The sequence below is a fragment of the Streptomyces doebereineriae genome (assembly GCF_031845645.1).
In the GTDB taxonomy this organism is placed as follows: domain Bacteria; phylum Actinomycetota; class Actinomycetes; order Streptomycetales; family Streptomycetaceae; genus Streptomyces; species Streptomyces canus.
Genome location: NZ_JAVREZ010000002.1, coordinates 205,231 through 225,941, shown reverse-complemented (window position 1 = coordinate 225,941; position 20,711 = coordinate 205,231). Strand labels below are relative to the sequence as shown.

20 protein-coding genes are annotated in these 20,711 nt (G+C 70.7%); 10 read left to right on the top strand and 10 right to left on the bottom strand.

Annotated features, from left to right (window positions below; genetic code table 11):
• The first annotated feature begins 192 nt into the window (after positions 1-192).
• Both RNB18_RS06540 and RNB18_RS06535 read left to right on the top strand, forming a co-directional pair.
• Positions 193-1,215 (top strand): permease, encoded by a 1,023-nt coding sequence (locus RNB18_RS06540; RefSeq protein ID WP_311713194.1) that lies wholly within the window; start codon positions 193-195, stop codon positions 1,213-1,215.
• Entirely contained in the window at positions 1,212-1,922 is a 711-nt protein-coding gene (locus RNB18_RS06535; RefSeq protein ID WP_311713193.1) for a TIGR03943 family putative permease subunit, read from the top strand. Before RNB18_RS06540 ends, RNB18_RS06535 begins: the two co-directional genes overlap by 4 nt.
• 3 nt (positions 1,923-1,925) lie before the next feature.
• On the opposite strand, the gene RNB18_RS06530 is transcribed toward RNB18_RS06535, so the two are convergent.
• Complete coding sequence (locus RNB18_RS06530; RefSeq protein ID WP_311713192.1) at positions 1,926-2,516, bottom strand: TetR family transcriptional regulator; 591 nt, start codon at positions 2,514-2,516, stop codon at positions 1,926-1,928.
• Positions 2,517-2,623: 107 nt separating this feature from the next.
• Here RNB18_RS06530 and RNB18_RS06525 point away from each other — a divergent pair, with 107 nt between their 5' ends.
• Together RNB18_RS06525 and RNB18_RS06520 are read left to right on the top strand one after the other, a co-directional pair.
• Positions 2,624-3,370, top strand: a complete 747-nt coding sequence (locus RNB18_RS06525) for a dienelactone hydrolase family protein (protein WP_311713191.1) — start codon at positions 2,624-2,626, stop codon at positions 3,368-3,370.
• A gap of 130 nt (positions 3,371-3,500) precedes the next feature.
• Complete coding sequence (locus tag RNB18_RS06520; protein WP_311713190.1) at positions 3,501-4,718, top strand: amidohydrolase family protein; 1,218 nt, start codon at positions 3,501-3,503, stop codon at positions 4,716-4,718.
• A gap of 140 nt (positions 4,719-4,858) precedes the next feature.
• Here the strand turns inward: RNB18_RS06520 and RNB18_RS06515 are convergent, their stop codons facing one another.
• Positions 4,859-8,857, bottom strand: coding sequence for an nSTAND1 domain-containing NTPase (locus RNB18_RS06515; protein ID WP_311713189.1), 3,999 nt, complete (start codon positions 8,855-8,857; stop codon positions 4,859-4,861).
• A gap of 373 nt (positions 8,858-9,230) precedes the next feature.
• Between RNB18_RS06515 and RNB18_RS06510 the strand changes: the two genes are divergently transcribed.
• Both RNB18_RS06510 and mgtA read left to right on the top strand, forming a co-directional pair.
• A complete protein-coding gene (locus RNB18_RS06510; protein WP_311713188.1) occupies positions 9,231-9,596 on the top strand; it encodes an ArsR/SmtB family transcription factor in 366 nt (121 codons plus the stop codon).
• A gap of 1,024 nt (positions 9,597-10,620) precedes the next feature.
• On the top strand, positions 10,621-13,227 hold the full coding sequence (gene mgtA, locus RNB18_RS06505) for a magnesium-translocating P-type ATPase (protein ID WP_394817602.1): 2,607 nt from the start codon (positions 10,621-10,623) through the stop codon (positions 13,225-13,227).
• Positions 13,228-13,233: 6 nt separating this feature from the next.
• Here mgtA and RNB18_RS06500 read toward each other — a convergent pair whose 3' ends face one another.
• Complete coding sequence (locus RNB18_RS06500) at positions 13,234-13,449, bottom strand: hypothetical protein (RefSeq protein WP_311713187.1); 216 nt, start codon at positions 13,447-13,449, stop codon at positions 13,234-13,236.
• A 191-nt stretch (positions 13,450-13,640) separates the two neighbouring features.
• Here RNB18_RS06500 and RNB18_RS06495 point away from each other — a divergent pair, with 191 nt between their 5' ends.
• Positions 13,641-14,144, top strand: coding sequence for a hypothetical protein (locus tag RNB18_RS06495; protein WP_311713186.1), 504 nt, complete (start codon positions 13,641-13,643; stop codon positions 14,142-14,144).
• A gap of 20 nt (positions 14,145-14,164) precedes the next feature.
• On the opposite strand, the gene RNB18_RS06490 is transcribed toward RNB18_RS06495, so the two are convergent.
• From RNB18_RS06490 to RNB18_RS06475, 4 genes are all read right to left on the bottom strand, one after another.
• Positions 14,165-14,437, bottom strand: a complete 273-nt coding sequence (locus RNB18_RS06490; RefSeq protein ID WP_311713185.1) for a hypothetical protein — start codon at positions 14,435-14,437, stop codon at positions 14,165-14,167.
• 10 nt (positions 14,438-14,447) lie between these two features.
• Positions 14,448-15,134, bottom strand: coding sequence for a DUF5994 family protein (locus RNB18_RS06485; protein WP_311713184.1), 687 nt, complete (start codon positions 15,132-15,134; stop codon positions 14,448-14,450).
• Between the two features lie 56 nt (positions 15,135-15,190).
• Positions 15,191-15,538, bottom strand: a complete 348-nt coding sequence (locus RNB18_RS06480) for a hypothetical protein (protein WP_311713183.1) — start codon at positions 15,536-15,538, stop codon at positions 15,191-15,193.
• 167 nt (positions 15,539-15,705) lie between these two features.
• Positions 15,706-15,966, bottom strand: a complete 261-nt coding sequence (locus tag RNB18_RS06475; protein ID WP_311713182.1) for a hypothetical protein — start codon at positions 15,964-15,966, stop codon at positions 15,706-15,708.
• Between the two features lie 306 nt (positions 15,967-16,272).
• Here RNB18_RS06475 and RNB18_RS06470 point away from each other — a divergent pair, with 306 nt between their 5' ends.
• On the top strand, positions 16,273-16,815 hold the full coding sequence (locus RNB18_RS06470) for a DUF5994 family protein (protein ID WP_311713181.1): 543 nt from the start codon (positions 16,273-16,275) through the stop codon (positions 16,813-16,815).
• A gap of 142 nt (positions 16,816-16,957) precedes the next feature.
• Here the strand turns inward: RNB18_RS06470 and RNB18_RS06465 are convergent, their stop codons facing one another.
• Together RNB18_RS06465 and RNB18_RS06460 are read right to left on the bottom strand one after the other, a co-directional pair.
• Positions 16,958-17,725 carry a serine hydrolase domain-containing protein gene (locus RNB18_RS06465; RefSeq protein WP_311713180.1) on the bottom strand — a complete coding sequence of 256 codons (768 nt, stop codon included), beginning with the start codon at positions 17,723-17,725 and terminating at the stop codon, positions 16,958-16,960.
• A 100-nt stretch (positions 17,726-17,825) separates the two neighbouring features.
• Positions 17,826-18,227, bottom strand: a complete 402-nt coding sequence (locus tag RNB18_RS06460; protein ID WP_311713179.1) for a thiol-disulfide oxidoreductase DCC family protein — start codon at positions 18,225-18,227, stop codon at positions 17,826-17,828.
• 872 nt (positions 18,228-19,099) lie between these two features.
• Here RNB18_RS06460 and RNB18_RS06455 point away from each other — a divergent pair.
• Positions 19,100-19,366 (top strand): DUF6959 family protein, encoded by a 267-nt coding sequence (locus tag RNB18_RS06455; RefSeq protein WP_266517058.1) that lies wholly within the window; start codon positions 19,100-19,102, stop codon positions 19,364-19,366.
• A gap of 130 nt (positions 19,367-19,496) precedes the next feature.
• Here the strand turns inward: RNB18_RS06455 and RNB18_RS06450 are convergent, their stop codons facing one another.
• Entirely contained in the window at positions 19,497-20,081 is a 585-nt protein-coding gene (locus RNB18_RS06450; RefSeq protein ID WP_311713178.1) for a hypothetical protein, read from the bottom strand.
• 95 nt (positions 20,082-20,176) lie between these two features.
• Between RNB18_RS06450 and RNB18_RS06445 the strand changes: the two genes are divergently transcribed.
• Complete coding sequence (locus RNB18_RS06445; RefSeq protein WP_311713177.1) at positions 20,177-20,395, top strand: hypothetical protein; 219 nt, start codon at positions 20,177-20,179, stop codon at positions 20,393-20,395.
• The last annotated feature ends 316 nt before the right edge of the window (positions 20,396-20,711 follow it).

Here is a 20,711-nt window from a genome sequence, read left to right as displayed (position 1 = left end):
ACGCTCCCCACAAGGGAGAAGAGTGCCCCACCGCGACGGGTGGTGCCACGGCCGGGGTCCCGGGTGGTGTCATGTGATGGCCAACCTTCCCCAAGGAATCCCCAAACCCCCGCGCACACTGAACAAACGGACCTGCACCGCCGTACGCACCAGCGGGGAAACCAGCACCTCACCACCGGAGGGATCCCGGCCGTGGCCGTCACCAAAGCACCCCCGCGCACGCGGGACACCGGCGAGGACCCGCGCCCGGCACCGGACCCGGAGGCGCGGCGCCTCAACTCCCCCCTCACGCTGACCCTGCTGATGCTGCTGGTGGTGCTGTGCCAGGGTCCGATCCGCGGGGCGCTGGGCGCGCCGGTCATGCAGAGCTGGATGACGGTGTTCGTCGCCGTGCTCGTCCAGGCGCTGCCCTTCCTGGTGCTCGGGGTGCTGCTGTCGGCGGCGATCGCGGTGTTCGTGCCGCCGTCGTTCTTCGCCCGCGCCCTGCCGAAGAACCCCACCCTCGCGGTGCCGGTGGCCGGAGTGGCGGGCGTGGTGCTGCCGGGGTGCGAGTGCGCGTCCGTGCCGGTGGCCGGAGCGCTGGTGCGCAGGGGCGTCACCCCGGCCGCGGCGCTCGCCTTCCTGCTCTCCGCACCGGCGATCAACCCGATCGTGCTGACGGCGACCGCCGTCGCCTTCCCGCGCAACCCGGAGATGGTCGTGGCCCGGCTCGTCGCGAGCCTGCTGGTGGCCTGCGTGATGGGCTGGCTCTGGCTGCGCCTCGGCCGCACCGACCTGCTGAAGTCGCCGGCCCGTCATGAGTACGAGGGTCAGGGCAGGGGCGCCGCCTTCTGGGGCTCGGTGCGGCACGACGTGATGCACGCGGGCGGCTTCCTGGTCGTCGGCGCGATGGCGGCGGCGACCCTGAAGGCCGTGGTCCCGCAGACGTGGCTGCGTACGGCGGCGGAGAACCCGGTGATCGCCGTGCTGGCCCTCGCGGCCCTCGCCGTGGTGCTGTCGATCTGCTCGGAGGCGGACGCGTTCGTGGCGGCCTCGCTGACCCAGTTCTCGCTCACCGCGCGGCTGACCTTCCTGGTCGTCGGCCCGATGATCGACCTCAAGCTGTTCGCCATGCAGACGGGCACCTTCGGCCGCGCCTTCGCCCTGCGGTTCGCGCCCGCCACCCTCGCGCTGGCGATCGTGGTCTCGGTCCTGACCGGGCTGGTGATGCTGTGAACCGGCAGGCACAGTCGGCGGTCCTGTTCGTCCTCGGCGCGGCCCTCCTGCATGCGGGCCTCACCGATCTCTACCTCCGCTACGTCAAGGCGGGCCTGCGCCCGCTGGTCCTCGCGGCCGGTGTCGTCCTCATCGCGACGGCGCTGGCGACGGCCTGGTACGAGTGGCGGGCCAGGGCCAAGGAGGAGGAACACGCCCACCGCGAACCCCGGGTCTCCTGGCTGCTGGTCCTCCCCCTCTTCGCCCTGATCCTCGTCGCCCCGCCCGCCCTCGGCTCCTACAGCGCGATGCGCACGGGTACCGCCCTGCAGCAGTCGTACGGCTACGCCAAGCTCCCGCAGAGCGGGCCTCTGCGGCTCGGCCTCGCCGACTACGCGGGCCGCGCCGTCTACGAGCACGGCCGGGGACTCGAGGGACGGCAGATCGTCATCACCGGGTTCGTCGCCCTGGACCACTCCGGCGCGCCCTACCTGGTCCGCATGGCCCTCAACTGCTGTGCGGCGGACGCCCAGCCGGTCAAGGTCGGGCTGACCGGACAGATCCCGCCGGTCCTCAAGCCGGACGGCTGGCTCCAGGTCACCGGGACCTACACGGCCAAGCGGACCAAGGACACGGTGAACGGCGGCCCGATCCCGTACCTCGAGATCACGCAGGCGAAGCCGGTCCCGACGCCGCACGACCCGTACGACGAGACCTGGAACAACTGACGTTCAGCCCTTCAGCGAGGCGAACGCCTCGTCCAGCAGCGTGACGAGGTCGAGGCGCCCGTCGGAGGCCGTCCAGTACTCCAGGGCGATGTTCAGGCAGTCCAGCGCGGCGCCCGCGCGAGTGGTGAGGGCGATGGTCGGCGGCCCGTCGGAACCGGCGCGGTCGGCCAGGGCCTCGGCCAGCGCGGGCCGCCAGCTGTGCTGTTTCTCCAGATGGCGGGCGCACAGGGACGGCGTGTCGTAGACGAGCCGGGTGGTGGCCAGGGCGCCGGCCGGGTCCTCGTGGTAGCGCCCGATGACCGCGTCCAGGGCGCGCCGCAGCGCCGTCCAGTCGTCCTCGTCGGCCGGCCGGGCCCGCAGCGCGTCGGCGACCTTCCGGTCCTGGCCCTCGAAGGCGCCGAGCACGGCGTCCTCCTTGGTGCCGAAGTACCGGAGAAAGGTGCTGCGGGAGACCCCGGCCGCTGCCGCCAGGTCGTCGAGCGTGACCTTGTCGAAGCCCTCGCGGCGGAACAACTCGAAGGCCACCTGGGCGAGTTCGGCCCGTACGGCAGCCCGGGCGATGTCTCTCGTGGTGGTACGCGCGGCTCCGGTCACCCGCCGATCGTATCGCCCGTGCCGGACCGCACTGGCAGCTGTGGGCCTCGGTCACTAATGTGACACTCAATTTCACATCTGGCTGAACCGTCGAGGAGAGACCCCGGATGACGATGATCGAGATCCCGACCCAGGACGGCACCGCCGACGCCTACCTCGCCCTCCCCGACGACGGCCGCCCGCACCCCGCCGTCCTCCTCTACATGGACGCCTTCGGCCTGCGACCGCACCTGAAGTCGATGGCGGACCGGCTGGCCGGGGCCGGATACACCGTCCTCGTCCCCAATGTCTTCTACCGGTACGGCCCCGCCCCGGTCGTCGAACTCCCCGAGTTCATCAATCCCGCCGAGCGGCCGGAGATCATCCAGAACCTCGGTCCCGCCGCGCGCACCCTCACCCCCGAGGGCGCCATGCGGGACGCCGCCGTCTACCTCGACTGGCTGGCCGCATCGCCCCTGACCACTGAAGGTCCCGTCGGTGTCACCGGCTACTGCATGGGCGCCGGCCTCGCCCTGCGCACCGCGGGCACCCACCCCGGGCGGATCGCCGCGGCGGCCGGGTTCCACGGGGCCCGCCTCGCCACGGAAGCCCCCGACAGCCCGCACCTCCTCGCCGGACACATCAGCGCCGAGCTCTACTTCGGCCACGCCGACCAGGACTCCACCAACCCCGCCGACCAGATCGCCCGCCTGGAGAAGGCCCTCACCGAGGCGGGCGTCGAGTACCGCAGCGAGGTCTACGAAGGGGCCCGCCACGGCTTCACCCAGGCCGACACGGCGATGTACGGCGCGGAGCCGACGGACCGTCACTGGACCGCGCTGCTCGACCTCTTCGCCCGCAGGCTCTCCGGCTGATCCCTTCGGGCCCGGGCCCGGGGCGCGGTCGCGGCGGCGTCACGCCGACCCGCCTGGCCCTTGCCCCTGCGGGGGCCTCCCCCTAGCCTGCAATCTGACGACCCATCAGATACCGGCTAGGGGGCAGGCAATGGCCGTCACCACCGAGAGCGGAACCCGGGACATCCCCAAAGTCATCAGCGTGGACGATCACGTGATCGAGCCCGCGCACCTCTTCGAGACCTGGCTTCCGGCGAGGTACCGGGACAGGGGGCCGAAGCCGCTCACCGCCGGCATCGGGGACCTCGCGTACGTCGGCGGGAAGTACCGGTTCACCACCGATCCCGAAGGCCAGATGACGGACTGGTGGGAGTACGAGGGCGACCTGTTCCCGTACAAGCGGATCATCGCCGCCGTCGGATTCTCGAGGGACGAGATGACCCTCGACGGGATCACCCGCGAGCAGATGCGGCGGGGCTGCTGGGATCCGAAGGCCCGTGTGGAGGACATGGAGATGAACCACGTCGAGGCCTCCCTCTGCTTCCCCACCTTCCCCCGCTTCTGCGGGCAGACCTTCGCCGAGGCCAAGGACAAGGAGGTCGGGCTCGCCTGTGTGCGCGCCTACAACGACTGGATGGTCGAGGAGTGGTGCGGGGACAGCGGGGGCCGGCTGATCCCGCTGTGCCTCATCCCGCTGTGGGACATCGAACTCGCGGTCGCCGAGATCCACCGCAACGCCGCACGGGGCGTACGGGCCGTCACCTTCAGCGAGATCCCGACCCACCTGGGGCTGCCGTCGATCCACTCCGGCTACTGGGACCCGTTCTTCGCGGCCTGCGAGGAGACCGGGACGGTCGTCAACATGCACATCGGCAGCAGCTCCCAGATGCCGGCCGCGTCCCCCGACGCCCCGCCGGCCGTGCAGGCCTCCCTCTCCTTCAACAACGCCATGGCCTCGATGATGGACTTCCTCTTCTCCGGGGTTCTGGTGAAGTTCCCGCGGCTCAAACTGGCGTACAGCGAGGGCCAGATGGGCTGGATCCCGTACGCCCTGGAACGCGCCGACGACGTCTGGGAGGAGCACCGGGCCTGGGGCGGCGTCAAGGACCTGATCCCGGAGCCGCCGTCGACGTACTACTACCGGCAGATCTTCTGCTGCTTCTTCCGCGACAAGCACGGCATCGAGGCCATCGAGACCGTCGGCGTGGACAACGCGACCTTCGAGACCGACTACCCGCACGTCGACTCGACCTGGCCGCACACCAAGCAGGTCGCGTGGGAGCACGTGGCCGGGCTGTCCGAGGACGTGACCTACAAGCTGCTGCGGGGGAACGCGATCAGGATGCTGGAGCTCGGGTTCGACAAGTGACATACGAAAAGACCCGACCGCTGGCGACGGGGGATGCACCAGCGGTCGGGCTGTGGCCAACACTAACAAGGCCGCAGGAACAGCGGGAGCGGACTGCTCGGCTGCGGGGAGAAGTTGTGATCGGGATCACCTAATGCGCTTCAGTCGCACGGAGGATCGTACGAGAGCCGCGGCAGGTACTCCTCCCAGGCCCGGCGGGTCAGAACGTTCGAAGTCGTGGCGCAGATGCGGCTGATCGCGTTGTCGACGTCCAGGTCCCACAGCCGGATCGTGTCCGCGCCGCTGGAGACCCCGAGCATGCGGCTGTCGGGGCTGAAGGAGAGGAAGCTGCCGGTCTTGGCACTGGGGCTCATCGACTGCCCGATGGGGCCGGCCGCGGACGGGTCGGCCACGTCCCAGAGCCGGACCGTGTTGTCGTTGCCGCCGCTGGCCAGCGTGGAGCCGTCACGGCTGTACGTCAGCGACACGACCGCCTCGGTGTGGCCGGTGAGCGCCGCGCCCGTCTGCTCGGCGTGCGTGGGGTCGGTCACGTCCCAGAGCCGGACCGCGGAGTCGTCGCCGCCGCTGGCCAGGGTGTGCCCGTCCGGGCTGAAGACGAGCACATTGACGGGCCCGGTGTGCCCGGTGAGCGGCTTGCGGAGCAGGGTCGGCCGGGCCGGGTCCGTCACCTTCCACAACCGGATCGTGCCGTCCGCGCTGCCGCTGGCCAGGGTTTGGCCGTCCGGGCTGAAGGCAAGGCCGTCGATGTACCCCTTGTGGCCGGCGATCGGGCCGTGGGAGACCGGGTGGGCCGGGTCGGTGACGTCCCACAGCTGAAGCTTGCGGCTGTCGTAAGCGGTGGCCAGGGTGCGTCCGTCCGGGCTGAACGCCAGTGCGTCCGGACCCATGAACCGGGAGCGCAGGACGAGCGCCGGACCGTAGGGGACGGGGTGGGCCGGGTCGGTGACGTTCCACAGGTGGACCCGGCCGGTGGTGAGCACCGCGAGGGTGCGGCCGTCCGGGGAGAAGAGCACCTGGGAGTCCGGGTCGCGCGCCACGGGTGTGAACGGCTCGCCCAGAGCCACGGGCCGGTCCGGGTCCGTCACGTTCCACAGCCGGATCCGCCCGTCCCGCCCGGCCGTGGCGAGCACCTCGCCGTCCCGCCGGAACGCCCCGCTGCTGCCCACCAGGTCTCCCGCCGGGATCGACCACAGGCGCACCTTGCTGTCGCCGCTGCCGGTGGCGAGGGTCCGGCTGTCGGGGCTGAAGCCCAGCGCGTACATCTCACCGCTGCTGCCGGCGAGGGGCTCGCCGATCTGCGAGGGGTACGCCGGATCGGTCACGTTCCACAGGCTCGCCGTGCTGTCCGCGCTGGCGGCGGCGAGCATGCTCCCGTCCGGGCTGAAGGCCACGGACCAGATGGGACCGGTGTGGCCGGTCAGCGGCGAGCCCACAGGCTGTGGATCGAGCGGGTCGCGCACGTCCCACAGCCGGACGCTGTCGTCCGCGCTGCCGCTCGCGAGCACGGTCCCGTCCGGGCTGAAGGCGACCGAGTGCACCAGACCCGTGTGACCGGCCAGGACCCGGTCGTACGCCTGGGGCCGCCGTGGATCGGTCGTGTTCCACAGCCGGATCGTGTTGTCGTCACCCCCGGCCGCCAGCGTGTGCCCGTCCGGGCTCCACGCCACGGACCGCACGGCGGCGTCGGCGCCCGTCAGTGTGGTGGGCGGCCTCTTCGAGCCGCGCATGTTCCAGAGCCGTACGGTCTTGTCCTCACCGGCGGAGGCCAGGGTCCTGCCGTCGGGGCTGAAGGCGATCAGATAGATCGTGCCGCGATGGCCTGTCAGGGGAGCGCCGAGGGGCCTCGGACGGCCGGGGTCGCTCACGTCCCACCGCCGGATCCTCCCGTCGTCCCCGGCGCTCGCCAGAGTCCTTCCGTCGGGGCTGAACACCGCGCTGCTGACCCAGCTCGTGCCACCCGCGAGGGGCTTGCCCAGCGCCTTGGGACGGGACCGGTCGCTGACGTCCCACAGCCGTACGGTCCGGTCGTAACTGGCGGTGGCGAGGAGCTTGCCGTCCGGGCTGAACGAGGTGAGGTAGACGGCCCCGGTGTGGCCGGTGAGCGGGGTGGCCAGCGGCGCGTTGACGATCGAGATGAGCCGGGTGTTGGTGCCCTCGTCGTCCGGCCTGAGGCCGTGCGCGACCAGGTCGATCCGGGCGGACAGCGACGGATCCGTGTACTGGACGCGGTCCGCCTCCGCGACGACCTGCTCGAACACGGCGTCGTTGCGCTGCTGCCAGGCGACCACCGCCGAACCGACGGCCACCATCGCGAGGACCACCAGGGCCGACACCGCGCCCCGGGCGATCAGGACCGTACGCCGGCGCAGCCGGACCGAGGCGGCCAGGAACTCCACCGCACTGCGGGTCAGGTAGGTGTCCCCCGCGGACTTCGCCCACGTGCGCGCCTGTTCGAGCCGCGACCCCCGGTACAGCAGCGACGAGTCGCGGTTCGAGCCCTCCCAGGAGCGGCCGTCCTCCTCGATGCGCTGGCGCAGCAGATGGTCGCTGCGGTCCTCGTCGATCCACTCGCGCAGCCGCGGCCAGGCCGTCAGCAGGGCCTCGTGGGTGATCTCCACGGTCTCCGCGTCCAGCGTCACCAGCCGGGCGCGTACCAGCGCTTCGAGGGACTCCTCCGTCTTGCCGGGGTCCGTCGACTCCGCGGCCAGCTGGCGCCGGGTGCCGCGCCTGCGAGTGGCCTGGGTGTCCTCGCCCAGGCGTACCAGGCGGAGCAGCAGCAGCCGGGCGGCCGTACGCGCCGCCGGGTCCAGAGCGGACCAGGCCCGCTCGGCGGTCGCCGCGACCGCGCCCTGGATACCACCGGCCGCGCGATAGCCGGCCAGGGTCAGTCGGCCCGCCTTGCGGCGCTGCCAGGTCGCGAGCAGGGCGTGCGAGAGCAGCGGCAGTACGCCCGCGCCGTGCTCGCCCACGGCCCGAAAGGCGTGGGAGGTGCCCCCACCGCGCGGACCGTCGGCGCTCACCTCGCGGATGATCAGCTCCGCGAGCCCCGGTTCCAGCTCCAGGCCCACGGCCCGGGCCGGACCGGTCACGGCCTCGCGCAGCTCCCCGCTGGTCAGCGGCCCGAGCACCATGTGCCGGTGCTGGAGCGCGTCGGCCAGTTCGGGGTGGTCGAGGCAGCGCTCGTAGAAGTCGGCGCGGATGCCGAGGAGAACGAGGGCGGGCGCGGCCGTGTCCGGGCCGGCGGGCGTGCAGGCGGCGTGCAGCACCTGGACGAACGTACGCCTGGCCGTCTCGTCCGAGCAGAGCGTGAACGCCTCCTCGAACTGATCCACGATCACCACCGGCCGGGCGGTGGCGGCCTCGCGCTGAGCCCACGAGGCGACCGCTACCCGGACGGCGTGCGCGAATTCAGGAGGATGGTCGGATTCATGGGTATCTGTGCCGTCTGTGCCGGCCACAACGGATTCCAGCCCGGGTATTCGACGGGTCAGTTCCGCGAGCGGATCGGCACCCGGCACGAGCTGAAGGATCGGGCGGCCGCCGGCCTCGCCGTCACCGTCGAGCGCGCCCTCCTCCAGGGCCGTCACCAGACCGGCGTTGAGCAGCGAGGACTTGCCCGCGCCCGAGGCGCCCACGAGCATCACCAGACCGCCCGTGCCGGTCCCGGCCGCCGAGCGCAGCAGCTTGACGAGTGCCTCCGTGCTCCGCTCCCGGCCGAAGAACCAGCGGGCGTCCTCCTGCCGATAGGAGGCCAGGCCCCGGTACGGGCAGACCCCGGCGGGGGCCTCCGGCTGGGGCCCCTCGTCCTCGTCCGGAGCCAGCGCGCGCTCCCACAGCCGCTGCCACTGGCCGAGGTCGTACAGTCCGGCCGAGACGGGGGTGGGACTGATCCGCCGTGCTTCGGGAATGAGGATGTGCAGCACGGCCGCGAGAGCGGTGAACTGAGCGGGCACGTTCCGGGCCCGCCGCCAGTCGCTGATCCGCTGCGCGGACACCCGGACGGGGCGACCCCGCTCGTCGACACGCTGGAGCCGGCCGACGCCTTCGGACACCCGCTTGAGGGGTGGATTTCCCGCCTCTCTGTACAACAGGGCGAGACGTTCCGCGAAGGCCGTGCGTGCCCCTGAGTCGGAACTCAAGGTTCCACCCCTTACTTCCCTCGCGGTTGAATCCAGACCGGAAAAGTCACTTTATACGGCTGACCTGCGGTAACGCACTGCTCCAGGCACCGGAACCTCCTCTGTGGGCCCCTTGGCTGGCAGGATCATGACCTGCGGCTCAGCCGTCGGGCGACGCCAGAACAGGCCACCAGTCCGGCGCTCCGCATTCCACCCAGCGCGCCGCATGTTCTCGGTCAATTTCCGTCCACGGTCACCCGCTTCCTCCGGTCCCGGTCCCCACGAGGGGAGGGACCGGTACCGGACGAAGCGGGACGATCACTGCGCCGCCCCTACACTTGGTCGGGCGGTTCGGTGTGATCGATTCGGTTCGACCCGGGAGGACGAGAGGGCTGTGGCGAAGATCGTCGGCGGTTTCCAGGACCCGTCGTCGGAGGTGCTCGCCGAGGCGGCCGCCGCCTTCGGACTCCTCGCCTCCGCCGCCCGGCTGCACATCATGTGGGCGCTGTCCCAGGGCGAGAGCGACGTCACCCATCTCGCGGACCGGGTCGGCGGCGCGTTGCCCGCGGTCAGCCAGCACCTGGCGAAACTGAAACTCGCCGGGCTCGTCCGCTCCCGCCGTGAGGGCCGCCGACAGGTCTATTACGTCGACGACCCCGACATCGTGACCGTGGTCCGCGTCATGGTCGGCCAACTCACAGCCCGGGAAACCTCCTCCGTAACCGGAACCTCGGACCGACTGCGCGAGGCCGGTGTCTGAGGAGCCGGGGGCGCGGGGGGAGGACGGAGCACCGTCTGCCGCGCCTGCTGCGTCGGATGGGGCAGTGTCTGGGGGTGCCGTTCCGGGTGGCCCGATATCTGAAGCCGACGGTTCTTCTGCGTGTGCGTGTGCGTCTGTTGTTCCGGGTCGCTCGAGGTCTGGGCGAGGTGGGGCGGCCTCTGTTGGTGACGGGCGGTCGTCGTCCGGGTCTGTTGGTTGCGCTGGGCGGGCGTCTGGGTCGGCGTCTGTTGGTGGGGGGCGGTCGTCGTCCGGGCCTGTTGATTCGGCTGGGCGTGGTGGGCTGGGCGGGTCGACGTCCGTTGTTGAGGGGCGGTCGTCGTCCGGGGCCGCTGGTTCCGCCGGGCGGGTGGCTGCGAGTGGTGGGGTGGGCGGGGCGGCTTTTGGTGGGGGGCGGTCGTCGTCCGGGGCCGAAGGTTCCGCCGGGCGGGCGTCTGTGTCCGGTGCGGATGACGGGCCGGTGCCTGCGTCTGCTGCTCCGGGTCGGGCGACGACTGGGCCGACTGACCCGGCTGTGCCTGCGGGTCCGGTCAGGCCGACGCCCGGGGCCTTCGCTCCAGCTCCGCCTACGCCTGCGCGTGTTCTTCGGGGCGGGCTGACGGGTGGTTCTGCTGCTGCCGACGCTCCGACGCCTGCGCGTGTTTTTGGTGGCGGGCTGTCGGGTGGCCCTGTTGCTGCCGAGCCTTCGCCTGCTGCGCGTGTTGTTGGGGTCGGGCCGTCGGGTGGCCCTGTTGCTCCCGACCCTTCGCCTGCCGCGTCTGTTCTTGGGGTCGGGCCGTCGGGTGGCCCTGTTGCTCCCGACCCTTCGCCTGCCGCGCCTGTTCTTCGGGTCGGGCCGTCGGGTGGTCCTGCCGCTGCTGACCCTCCGACGCCCGCGCCTGATCTTGGGGGCGGATCGACGGGTGACCCCGCCTCTCCCGACCGTTTGCCCCCCGCGCCCGCGACCCCCGTACTTCCGGTCGCCCCCGGCGCTCCTGCCGCTTCCCCCTCGCCCGCCCCTCCCCTCCTGCGCGCTCTCCCTTCCGCCGTCGGCACGGACGAGGACGGCGGCCCGGCCGACCCCGACCCCGGTCCCGGCCCCGCCGCTCCCGCCGCCGGCCTCCTCGAAGTGTTCCGCCGGCTCGACGCCGGCCCGCGAGGGCTGACCGAGGCGCAGGCGGAGGAGCGGCTGGCGCGGTTCGGGGAGAACGCGATTCCGGATGCCCGGGATCCCTCCTGGCCCCGCCTGTTCGTCCGCAGTGTGCGTGACCCGTTCACCGCGGTGCTGCTCTGTCTGGGACTGGTGTCGGCCGCCGTCTTCGCCTGGGGCACCGCGTCGGTGATCCTCCTGCTGGTCGTCGTGAGCTGCGTCCTGCGCGCCTCCGGCGAACACCGGGCCGCGCGCTCCACGGCAGGACTCCGCCGCCTGGTGGCGACCACCGTCACGGCCCAGCGCCGGTTGCACGAGGACACGGCCCCGGTCACCCGTGAGATCCCGGTCGAGGAACTCGTCCCCGGCGACGTCGTACGGCTCGGCCCCGGCGACCTGATCCCCGCGGACGTACGACTGCTGCGGTCGACCGGACTCACGGTCCACCAGGCCGCACTCACCGGAGAGTCCGCGCCGGTGGAGAAGTCCACGGTCGAGGACCCGGGGGACGACGGCGTCTTCCAGGACCCCCGGCTCTGCTTCCAAGGCAGCAGTGTCGCGTCCGGCAGCGCCACCGCCGTGGTCACCGCGACCGGCGGCGACACCCGTTTCGCCGCCGCCCACCGCCGTACCGGAAAACCCCCGGCGACCACCTTCGAACGCTCCGTCCAGGGCGTCTCCTGGATCCTGATCCGCTTCGCCCTGCTGACCCCGCCCCTGGTGCTCATGGCCAACGCCGCCCTCCGCGGCCGCGGTCTGGAGACCCTCCCCTTCGCCGTCGCCGTGGCGGTCGGCCTGACCCCGGAGATGCTGCCGGTCCTCGTCACCACCTGCCTGGCCCGTGGCGCCGCGCTCCTCGCCCGCACCCACGGCGTCATCGTGCGACGGCTCCCCGCCCTGCACGACATCGGCGCCATGGACGTCCTGTGCGTGGACAAGACCGGCACCCTCACCCAGGACCGCCCGGTCGTGCACCGCGCGCTGGACGCCGAGGGGCACGACGACCCCGAGGTACTGCGCTGGGCGGCGGCCGCCGCCTGGTGGTCGCTCCAGCTCGCCGACCTCCCGGCCCCCGACGCCCTGGACGAGGCCCTGCTCGCGGCCGCCGACGAGGACGCCCTCATGTCGTACGACGGCATCACGGCCCGCCCCTTCGACCCGGCCCGCCGCCTGGCCACCGTGATCGTCCGCACCCCCGGCCGGCTCGGCACGCACACCCAGATCACCAAGGGCGCCGTGGACGCCGTACTGCAACGCTGTGCCCTGTCCGACGACGAGCGCTCCCGCCTGCGCGACCTCGCCGACACGCAAGCCGCGGACGGGCTGCGCGTCCTCGCGGTCGCCACCACCGCCCGCCCGGCAGGGGCCCGCCCCCAAGAACGCGGCCTCACCTTCCGCGGCCTGGTCACCCTCCGGGACGACCTCGCCCCCACCGCCGCCGAGGCCCTCGCCGGGCTCGCCGCACGGGGCGTCACCGTCAAGGTCCTCACCGGCGACCACCCGGGCACCACGGTCCGGGCCTGCCGTGATCTGGGCGTCCCGGTGGCCGGTGTCCTCACCGCCGACCGCCTCGACACCCTCACCGACCCGGAACTCACCGAACTGGCCCGGCGTACGACCGTCTTCGCCCGTTGCACCCCCGAACACAAGGCCCGGATCATCCGAGCCCTCCAGGCCGGCGGCCACACGGTCGGCTTCCTCGGCGACGGCGTCAACGACCTGCCCGCCCTGCGCACCGCCGACGTAGGCATCGCCCCACGCGACGCGGCCGGAGTGAGCAGGGAGAACGCGGACCTGGTCCTTGCCGAGAAGGACCTCACCGCGATCGGCCACGCGGTCGCCGCCGGCCGTCACGCGGGCGGCAACATCGCCACGTACCTGCGCATCACGCTCTCCTCCAACCTCGGCAACGTGATCGCGATGCTCTCCGCGGGCCTTCTCCTGCCCTTCCTGCCGATGCTCCCGGCCCAGGTCCTCGTCCAGAACCTGTGCTTCGACGCGGCCCAACTGGCCTTCGCCCACGACCGTCCCGCCCCGTCCGCCCTGCGCCGGCCGAGCGTCCTGGATCCCCGGGCGCTGCTCCGGTTCATCGTCGGATTCGGCGTGCTGAACGCCGTGGCGGACCTGGCGACCTTCGGTGTCCTGGCGTTCGCGCTGCGGGGCCCGGGCGACGACGAGGCGCTGTTCCACTCGGGCTGGTTCACGGAGAACCTGCTGACGCAGGCCGTGGTGATGGTGCTGCTGTCCTTCGGCAGGGGTGGCAGGCGGCCGGGCCCGGTGACGTGGTCGGCCGCCGGACTGGCCGGAGTCGGTCTGCTGCTCCCCGCGTCCCCTGCGGGCGCGGCCCTGGGCCTGAGTCCCCTGCCCGGCGTGTACTACGTACTGCTCGCTGCCGTCCTGGCCCTGTACGCCGTAGCCCTGACGGCGGCGAGGACGCGCCACGGGCGCGTCTCGGCAGCCACAGTTGCGCAACCCGGCGACTGACGGGCCTCAGGGGCAGGCGATGTCGAATCCGTACCGCAGGGGTTCGTCCGGCACCCCGTGATCGAGCCGGTAGACGTAGACCCCCTCCACCCGCACTCCGGGCGGCGCGCCGTCGGCCTGGCAGGGGTACGTCACCTGCACCACCCGCGGCCGATCGGCAACCTTGACCCGCATGCCGTCCGCCGGCCCGCCCTCGAGAACGGCGACTTCCCATCCGGTCACGTCAGCGGTCTCCACTGTCTCCGTTGCTTCCACGCCGACAGTTTAAAGCTTGCGCAATCATCCGATCCGTGCCTCTTTGCGTCACGGGGCCCGTTGCTACGCTCCAAACAGAAGGTGAGCAACCCGAAGACCGGTGAAGTCTTCGTGCGCCCATCGAACGACGTCCGCGCCGCGTTCCCCTGGGAGATCCCATGAGCAGCAGCAGGCCGTCGTGGTCCGACCGGAAGCTGCCGGCGTTCTTCACCCAGTGGCGTGCGGAATGGAAGGACGAGGAACTCACCCCGGCCAACTACCTCGACTTCGAGGGCGGCCTGCGCTTCGTCCTGGCCGCGGCCTGGCTGTTCTGCCCCGAGACGGTCGAGTACCGGGACTGTGTGTTCCTCAAGGACCGCTTCGGCCAGGACACCATCGACAACTGGTTCACGACCCTGGACGGCGACCGGGAACGCATCGAGGCGGTGGCCAACCACGTCGAACTCTGGGCCCTGTTCGGCAACACCCCCCTCACAGCCGACGACCACCTGGGCGAAGAACTCCCACAACTCGCCCTGGCCCTGGGGGAGTCCTGGCAGGGCGTCCTCTCCACGCGCTATCCCGACCGCGAGATCACGGTCGGGGTGAGCGACGAGGAGGACGGCTCCTACGGGCCGACGGTGACGTTCTGGACGTCTCCGGCGACGTCGGTTTTCGGCTAGCGCAGCAGGTCGTCTGCCGCTCACCTGTGGTGAGCAGTACGGCTGCGGTGGCGACGCGGCGGGAAGCGGCCACGCCCCCCGTCGCGGTGGTCCCGCCGTTCGCCGGCGGTCGGCGACTCGGACCGAGGCCCCACGGGGGGCTGCGGTGTGGCGCGTCCGCTGCGGCGGAGCAGAGGGGCGCTGTACCGGTGCACGGCGATTCTGTCGGCGTGCTCGATGTTGAGCCGGTGGATCACGTATGCCGCAGCCGCGATGAGGACGATGAAGGCGGCGACCGTCAGGAAGGCGTTCATGGCGGCGGCCTCACAGACCGACGATCAGGCGGCTGGGCAGACCGGCCCGACCTGGCTGTCGCGGGACGGCTGTGACGATGGCGGGGGCGCCGCCCTCGTACTCCCATGCCTCGTCCGGGTCCAGTGGTTCCTCGGTCGAGGCGACGCCGTGCCGGGCCTCGTCCGCGGCGATGAGCGCGCTCGCCGTCAGAGGCGGGCCGTCGGGGTCGGACGCGGCAGCCATCAGCCGAGCCGCCGACTCCGCCCCGGTCTCCGGCGGGATGATCAGCAGGTCCCAGCGGCCGGTGCCGTAGGAGAGCAGCAGCAGCTTGTGCGGGTCGATTTCCGGGGTGAACCAGCCGACCCTGACGACATGCCCGTCCACGGGAACGTGGCGGGGGATGACCGGCCAGTACTTCGGATTGACGGCGACGCGCGTGATGCGCCCCCACAAGGGATCCAACACGTCGGTCAGAAGGGGCAGTTCACTCAGCAGATCCCGGGAGCGGGGCCACCAGGCACCGTCCAGGAGCCCTCGCGATGCGCCGTCGGTCTTCAGGGCGAGACGCGCGGCCGGAGCTGCGACGGGCTCGGGATGCGGCACGGTTGGATACAAGGTCGCCGACATGATGCGGACCCGTCTCCGGGCCGCCTCTGCGGCGGCCCGGGTTTCATCTCTCGCCGAGAACGACCCGGCGTGAAAGCCGGTGTGCGGCATGCCCTCGGTATCTCCACAGTACTCCGCGCCCCGCCGCGACGCGGAGTGGTGGCTGCCTAGAGGTGGAGCAGTCGCTGGGTGATCTCCCGGTACTGCCTCAGCGCGTGCCGGAGTTCGTCGGACTGCGTGTCGGGGTCCTGGTCCTGCCAGCCGGCGCGCAGGACACGCCGCCGTTCCGCGAGGGCGTTCACGAGCTGGGCGGTGGCTTCGTCGAAGGCGCTCTCGGCCTCTTCCAGCGCCTCGAGCGGGGTGTCGGCGAACGTGTTGAGGGCGTGCCCGAGGCGTACGGCGATCGCGTCCCGTTCGGTCGACGGGAGCAGCGACTCCGGACCCGCAGCGCGGCGTTCGTCGCGGCCCCGGGGTTGGCCCGCGGGCTGCTGGGCGCGTGTCTGGTCGTACATCATCGAGGGCTGCTTCCGTTCCGCCTGAAGGTGTCCGTGGTCCTCTGGACAGCCTGTTTCAGGCTTCCCGAGACTTCCGTGATCCCGCTCGTCATCGTCTGCGCCTGGCCTCACTGTTGGAGTTCGCCTCACGGTAGTGCTGCTGCTCGCGCAGTGTCAGGGGCATCGCCTCACATGTCGTCCGTTGGTGTCTGATCGTCCCGGGAGGACTGGCTGGTCAACAACCAGGAGCGCACCGGGTCCGCGATGCGCGTGGTGTCCACGGTGAGCTGGAGACGTGTTCCGCCGTCAGCGCCCGCGGGGTAGCTGCGCGCCTCGGTGGTGGCGAAACAACCGCGGAGAACCTCCGCGACATGACGAGCCGCCTCAGGATCCGCGGCGACGATACGAACCTCCGCGTGACCGGCCGACGGCAGTTCCGGTGACTTCATGGTGACCCCTTGCAGCTCTGTGGACCATGGGCAGCCGGGCCGAGGCCGATGGCAGGTGGCGCGGACCTGTCCCGACGTGGCCGGCCGGTATGCGAAGTACTCCCGGTTCGTTTCACTCTACGCCGCTCGGCGGCCCCGGGAGCCGGAACGTGCTCGTGAGCAGGCCTTTTGCCGAGAGACACGAGTCCGGCACCATCGGCGAGCCTGGCCGGTGCGTGCCGCACGACTTACGGTGAGAGGACGACCGAGAGGACGAGGTCCCGCGTTCGGTGGCGACACCGAATCCCGCAGACAGGCGGACACACCATGACCGAATCCGACCACTCTCGTGCGCCCGGGCTCCTGCCGGACGCGATCCACAGGGCCGCGAAACCCGGAACAGTTCTTCTGCGCCTGGAGACGACACCATCCCGGGAAGGCAATCTCGACGGCGCGTGGTGGCCGCGTTCCCGCGACATCGGCGCGGAGCTGCCCGACCTCATCCACGTGCTGACCGGGCACCTCGGCCCCATCACACGCGTCGGACTGGACGCCACCGCATGGGACGAACTTCCCACGCGTCTGGTCATCGACGGCCGGGTGGTCCATATCGACTCCTTCCCGGTCGGTGACAACACCGTCCTGATCACCCGGGGCGACCAGGACCACTTCTCCCTTCTCGTGATCCCACCGCACGCGACACCCGATGCCGCCCATGCCGCCATGGCCAGAGCCGTCCGGCCCGACAACATCTCCCCTGCCGCACAGATCCTCATCGACACCGGCACCCACCAGGCACACCCGATCCCCGCGGAGGCCCCTCGGACGGACGAGGAAGGCCACGAGCCCCGGGAACGAGGGCCCCAGTAGCTGTCTTCGGTTCGGCTCCGGCGCAGGGTCCGGCCCGTGCGGGAGGTCGTAGACGGCCCTCCCGGGCGGCCCTCCCTGTGCACCCCGACATCGACCCGTGCGGCGCCCGGCTGCCTCAGTTTCCACCGGGATGGGCGTTGCATCAGGAAGCGGTTCGGCGTCGCTTGAGCAGCGCGACGCCGGCCTGGTCCGTTTCCTCTGGTGCTCCGTTGAGTCGGTGGATCAGTACCCATCGGCCGTCGTCCGTCGCCCCGGCGAAGACCGAGGCGTCGCGCGTCGCGCCGTTGTGCCAGCGCAGGGTGTCTGCGGTCTGCCAGGACGGCGCGGGATCCCCCAATCGGCGTTCCACCAGGAGGCGTACGACCAGATCGGCTGCCGCGCGGGGGGTGGCCCACAGCCCCCCTGCGGGCAGGATCGCACCGTGCATGGTCCACGGCCTGCGGGACCTCCCGAAGCGCCCCGTGGCCGGCAGGCGCCTGCTCGGGTCAGGGTTCGCGGTCACCTCGGCTATGTCCAGCGGACGCAGGACGTACTCGGTCACCAACTCCTCATAGGTGGTGCCGGCCGCGGTGGCCAGTGCCTCGCCCAGGATGGCGTAGCCGAGGTTGGAGTACTCCTCCTGTCGACCGGGAGGTCGTGCGGCGATCGCGTCCAGCCGGCTCAGCAACCGGTGCACCGCACGACGATCGAACGTCGCGTACGGGTCCCGCCGCGAGACGCGGGGTGGCAGGCGTGGGAGGCCGGACGTGTGCTGGGCGAGGTGCAGAAGCGTGATCCCGGTTCTCGGAGTCGCGGGAAGCCACCGCTCGAGGGGATCGTCGAGCCCGACCACCCCGGATGTGGCCATGCGGGCCAGCGCGGTGCCGGTGACGACCTTGGTGAGCGAGCCGATCTCCACGAAGCGGTCCACGGCGTGACCGTCGCTGACGTCGGGAGGAGCAGCGTCGCTCAAGACGCAGGTCGGGGTACGGCGCACAACGGAGCCTTTCGACGAGGACGAGCCGGATCCTTCAACTGGGGCGCGGCGGTACGGCACACGCAGTCGTGCTTCCGGGCATGCGGTGACGGTTGCGGGACACCCAGCGGTACACCGCGCGAGCGCAGGTCCGGACGCCGGGGAGACCGAGGACGGCTGCGGCCGTGCGGTACGTACGGGACGGCGAGGAGCCGACGAAGCCGGCCAGCGCCTCCGCTCCGCCCGCGACGGCCAAGCTGCCCCGCAGAAGCAGAACTTCCCTGTCCAGCCGCTCGACATGGGGCGCGGTCGATTCTTCGGGCAGGAACTGCCACGGCACCGCCTCCATGGCCGGTGCAGCGGCTGCTCGAATACGGTCGACGGCTGCTTGGCAGAAACCGCAATCCCCGTCATACGCGAGGACCGGCGGCGAGGAGGTGACACCGGTTCTGGTCACGAGTTCTCCGTCCAGTGGTTCAACAGTGCCTCTCGTTCGGCCGGGCGCGGGGGACGCGACCTGGGCGAAGTCCTCAGCCACTCAGTGAGAACCGCCGGAGACGTCTTTCCCCGGACGATGTGCTCCAAGAGGCGTTGCGACAACTCCACTTCACGGACGGCTATCCGCTATCCGCCTCGTGGCACGCCACCCGGGGTGGTCTAGCGGCCATCGAAGTAGATCGACACGGCAACCAACAGAGGGAAGCCGAGAGTGCAGATCAGCGCGAGAGCCAGCCCCGCCAGACACCCCCACATGGTCAGACGGGTGCTGGCTCTCTCATAGTCATCGCTCTTCGACACACCCTCATCCAAACGCATCCACCCGCTACCGCACCGCTCATGCCTCTGACCAGAGCTGTAGCGGAAGGAGCGGACCTGACACGAAGAGGGCCACCGACCCCGGAACCCTGCCAAGGAGGTTTCCTGACCTGCCGAACAGCTGCTCTACCGCCCCGAAGAAGCGGCCAAGGCACTGAGGACCGGACGCTGCCGCCGTTGGCCAACCGCACTTCCCCTGCTTCCACTCACCCACGGTGTGGCCCCCTCCCGTTGGTTCGTCTCGTGTCCGGGCATCCAGCGTCTGGCACGTAGCGGACGCCGAGCAGGGCGCACGGGCGGCGGAGTCGAGCGATGCGGGCGCACGCGGTAAGTACGTTGGGAGCACTCCGCTGAGTGCACGCTTTCCAACTGTGGTGGTGGGATGGTGGCGTCATTCAGGGTCGTTCAGTTGCGTTCACCAGCTGCCCGAGAGTGCTACCGGCATCGGCCTCGGGTCCGCTGCGAACGGCCCTGAACCAAGCTGAATGAGACAGAAACTGAGACGGGGACCCGATGGAACGAGTGGAAGCCGAGCTGTTCACCGATGCCGGCAACGACGCTGTGGTGCGCCTGCCTGGCCGTCGCTTTCCTGGAGTCCTGGTCCAGGGTGACACCCTCAGGATCCTCTCGGCCGACGTAGCCGAACTCGTCGAACTCTGCGCGGCCGGCGATCTGGAGGAGGCCCGCCAAGCGGCAAGCCTCCTCCAGGAGGAACTCGGGGCGAAGCTACAGCGCTACACCGATGCTCTCGACGCCCACGGAGAGCGACACCCCTTCTGATCCGTAGCTCTAACCGGATCGGTCAGGGAGGGCCATACCGGCCGCCACAAGGCCCCGGGGAGACGGTAGCGGGCGAAGGCGGTTGTTGTGAGCGCGGTACTCCGTTGCGGTACCGCGCTGGCTCCGGCCATTACGCCCTATGCAGCCACCTGCGCCATGGGCTCGTGGGCCTGGGGTCGTAGTCGGCGTTTCGGGAGAGTTGGCGCAGGTGCTCGAACGAGTAGTCTCGTCCCGCATCGGAGTCTTCGCAGGTCTCCTCCCATAGACGGTTGAACGGCGAGCGGCTCATCTGGGAAGAGATGGCGCCCTTCCACTCCCGCCAAGTGTCATCGGAAACCCAGCTTTGGGCACGCAGGTCCGCTTGGTCCTCGCTGAGGCGAAAGTACAGCCGGATGGCCAGCTCTTCCTCCTTGCTGAGATCGTGCCCGTCCAAGCCGCGGAGGGTACGGGGACCCAGCCTGTCCAGCAATGACCAGTAGCGAGCCACGTAGACATCCTCCACCTGACGGACCCTCTGAGTGCGGGCCTGCCCGATGGCAACGAAAGAGGCCGTCAACCCGACTACAAGCGTGATGATCAGAGAAAGCAGATCCATGCGTGTGATTGTGGCTGCCGGCAGGCTCTCGACTTTGAACTCCGGCCTCATCTTTACCAGGTCGATCATGGGTGCCTGATCACCTGCGTCAACCGCCGGTACGGCGGTGATGTCAGACATCAATGGACTGCTTGACGTTTCTCTCGACCAGAAGTAGGGCTCCGGCGCGTCGGACCGGTCTTGCACAGCCTACCGGCGCCCGATACAACCATCTGGTGACAAGTGCCTACAAGCCGAACATGCGGTGGACCAAGGACGAGGCTGGAGCCATCCTGGCCGCCACCACCGGCTTCTTCTTCGCCAACCCGCCAGCTCTTGAAATGACGACGCAGCTGATCCCACGCCACGCACACACGGTCGCGGTGCTTGTCAGCTTCGCGGTGGCGGTCCTTGCTCACTCGGTCGGACTGAGGGCGATGAAGAAGCTCCCATGACGGTTCCCCGTCTCCGCCGTAGCTTCGCCACCCGCCTTCACCCACCACTGGGTCGATGGCGGTCGGGGCGGAAGCTCCCTGCGCACGCCACTACGGACTCGCAGCATCGAACGGCGCCCCTCCGCCCCGGTCCCGGCCGATCCCCCGCCGGAGGCTGTCTGACCGTGGCTTGCCCGTCTAGGTTTCCACTCAGGGCCAGCCCGCGCTTGCCCGGGCATCTGAACCAGTAGAGAAAGTTGTAACCGGTTGCTGCTTGAACACCGCGCTTGTCTCGGCTTGGCTGTGCGCCCGCCTGGCGTAGATCCGTTGGCCTACG

Bases quoted from the DNA above. Each gene is read 5' to 3' on its own strand.
- RNB18_RS06525 (WP_311713191.1), top strand. From the start codon at position 2,624: ATGACGATGATCGAGATCCCGACCCAGGACGGCACCGCCGACGCCTAC.
- RNB18_RS06520 (WP_311713190.1), top strand. From the start codon at position 3,501: ATGGCCGTCACCACCGAGAGCGGAACCCGGGACATCCCCAAAGTCATC.
- RNB18_RS06495 (WP_311713186.1), top strand. From the start codon at position 13,641: ATGAGCAGCAGCAGGCCGTCGTGGTCCGACCGGAAGCTGCCGGCGTTC.
- RNB18_RS06490 (WP_311713185.1), bottom strand. From the start codon at position 14,437: ATGAACGCCTTCCTGACGGTCGCCGCCTTCATCGTCCTCATCGCGGCT.
- RNB18_RS06485 (WP_311713184.1), bottom strand. From the start codon at position 15,134: ATGCCGCACACCGGCTTTCACGCCGGGTCGTTCTCGGCGAGAGATGAA.
- RNB18_RS06480 (WP_311713183.1), bottom strand. From the start codon at position 15,538: ATGATGTACGACCAGACACGCGCCCAGCAGCCCGCGGGCCAACCCCGG.
- RNB18_RS06475 (WP_311713182.1), bottom strand. From the start codon at position 15,966: ATGAAGTCACCGGAACTGCCGTCGGCCGGTCACGCGGAGGTTCGTATC.
- RNB18_RS06470 (WP_311713181.1), top strand. From the start codon at position 16,273: ATGACCGAATCCGACCACTCTCGTGCGCCCGGGCTCCTGCCGGACGCG.
- RNB18_RS06455 (WP_266517058.1), top strand. From the start codon at position 19,100: ATGGAACGAGTGGAAGCCGAGCTGTTCACCGATGCCGGCAACGACGCT.
- RNB18_RS06450 (WP_311713178.1), bottom strand. From the start codon at position 20,081: ATGTCTGACATCACCGCCGTACCGGCGGTTGACGCAGGTGATCAGGCA.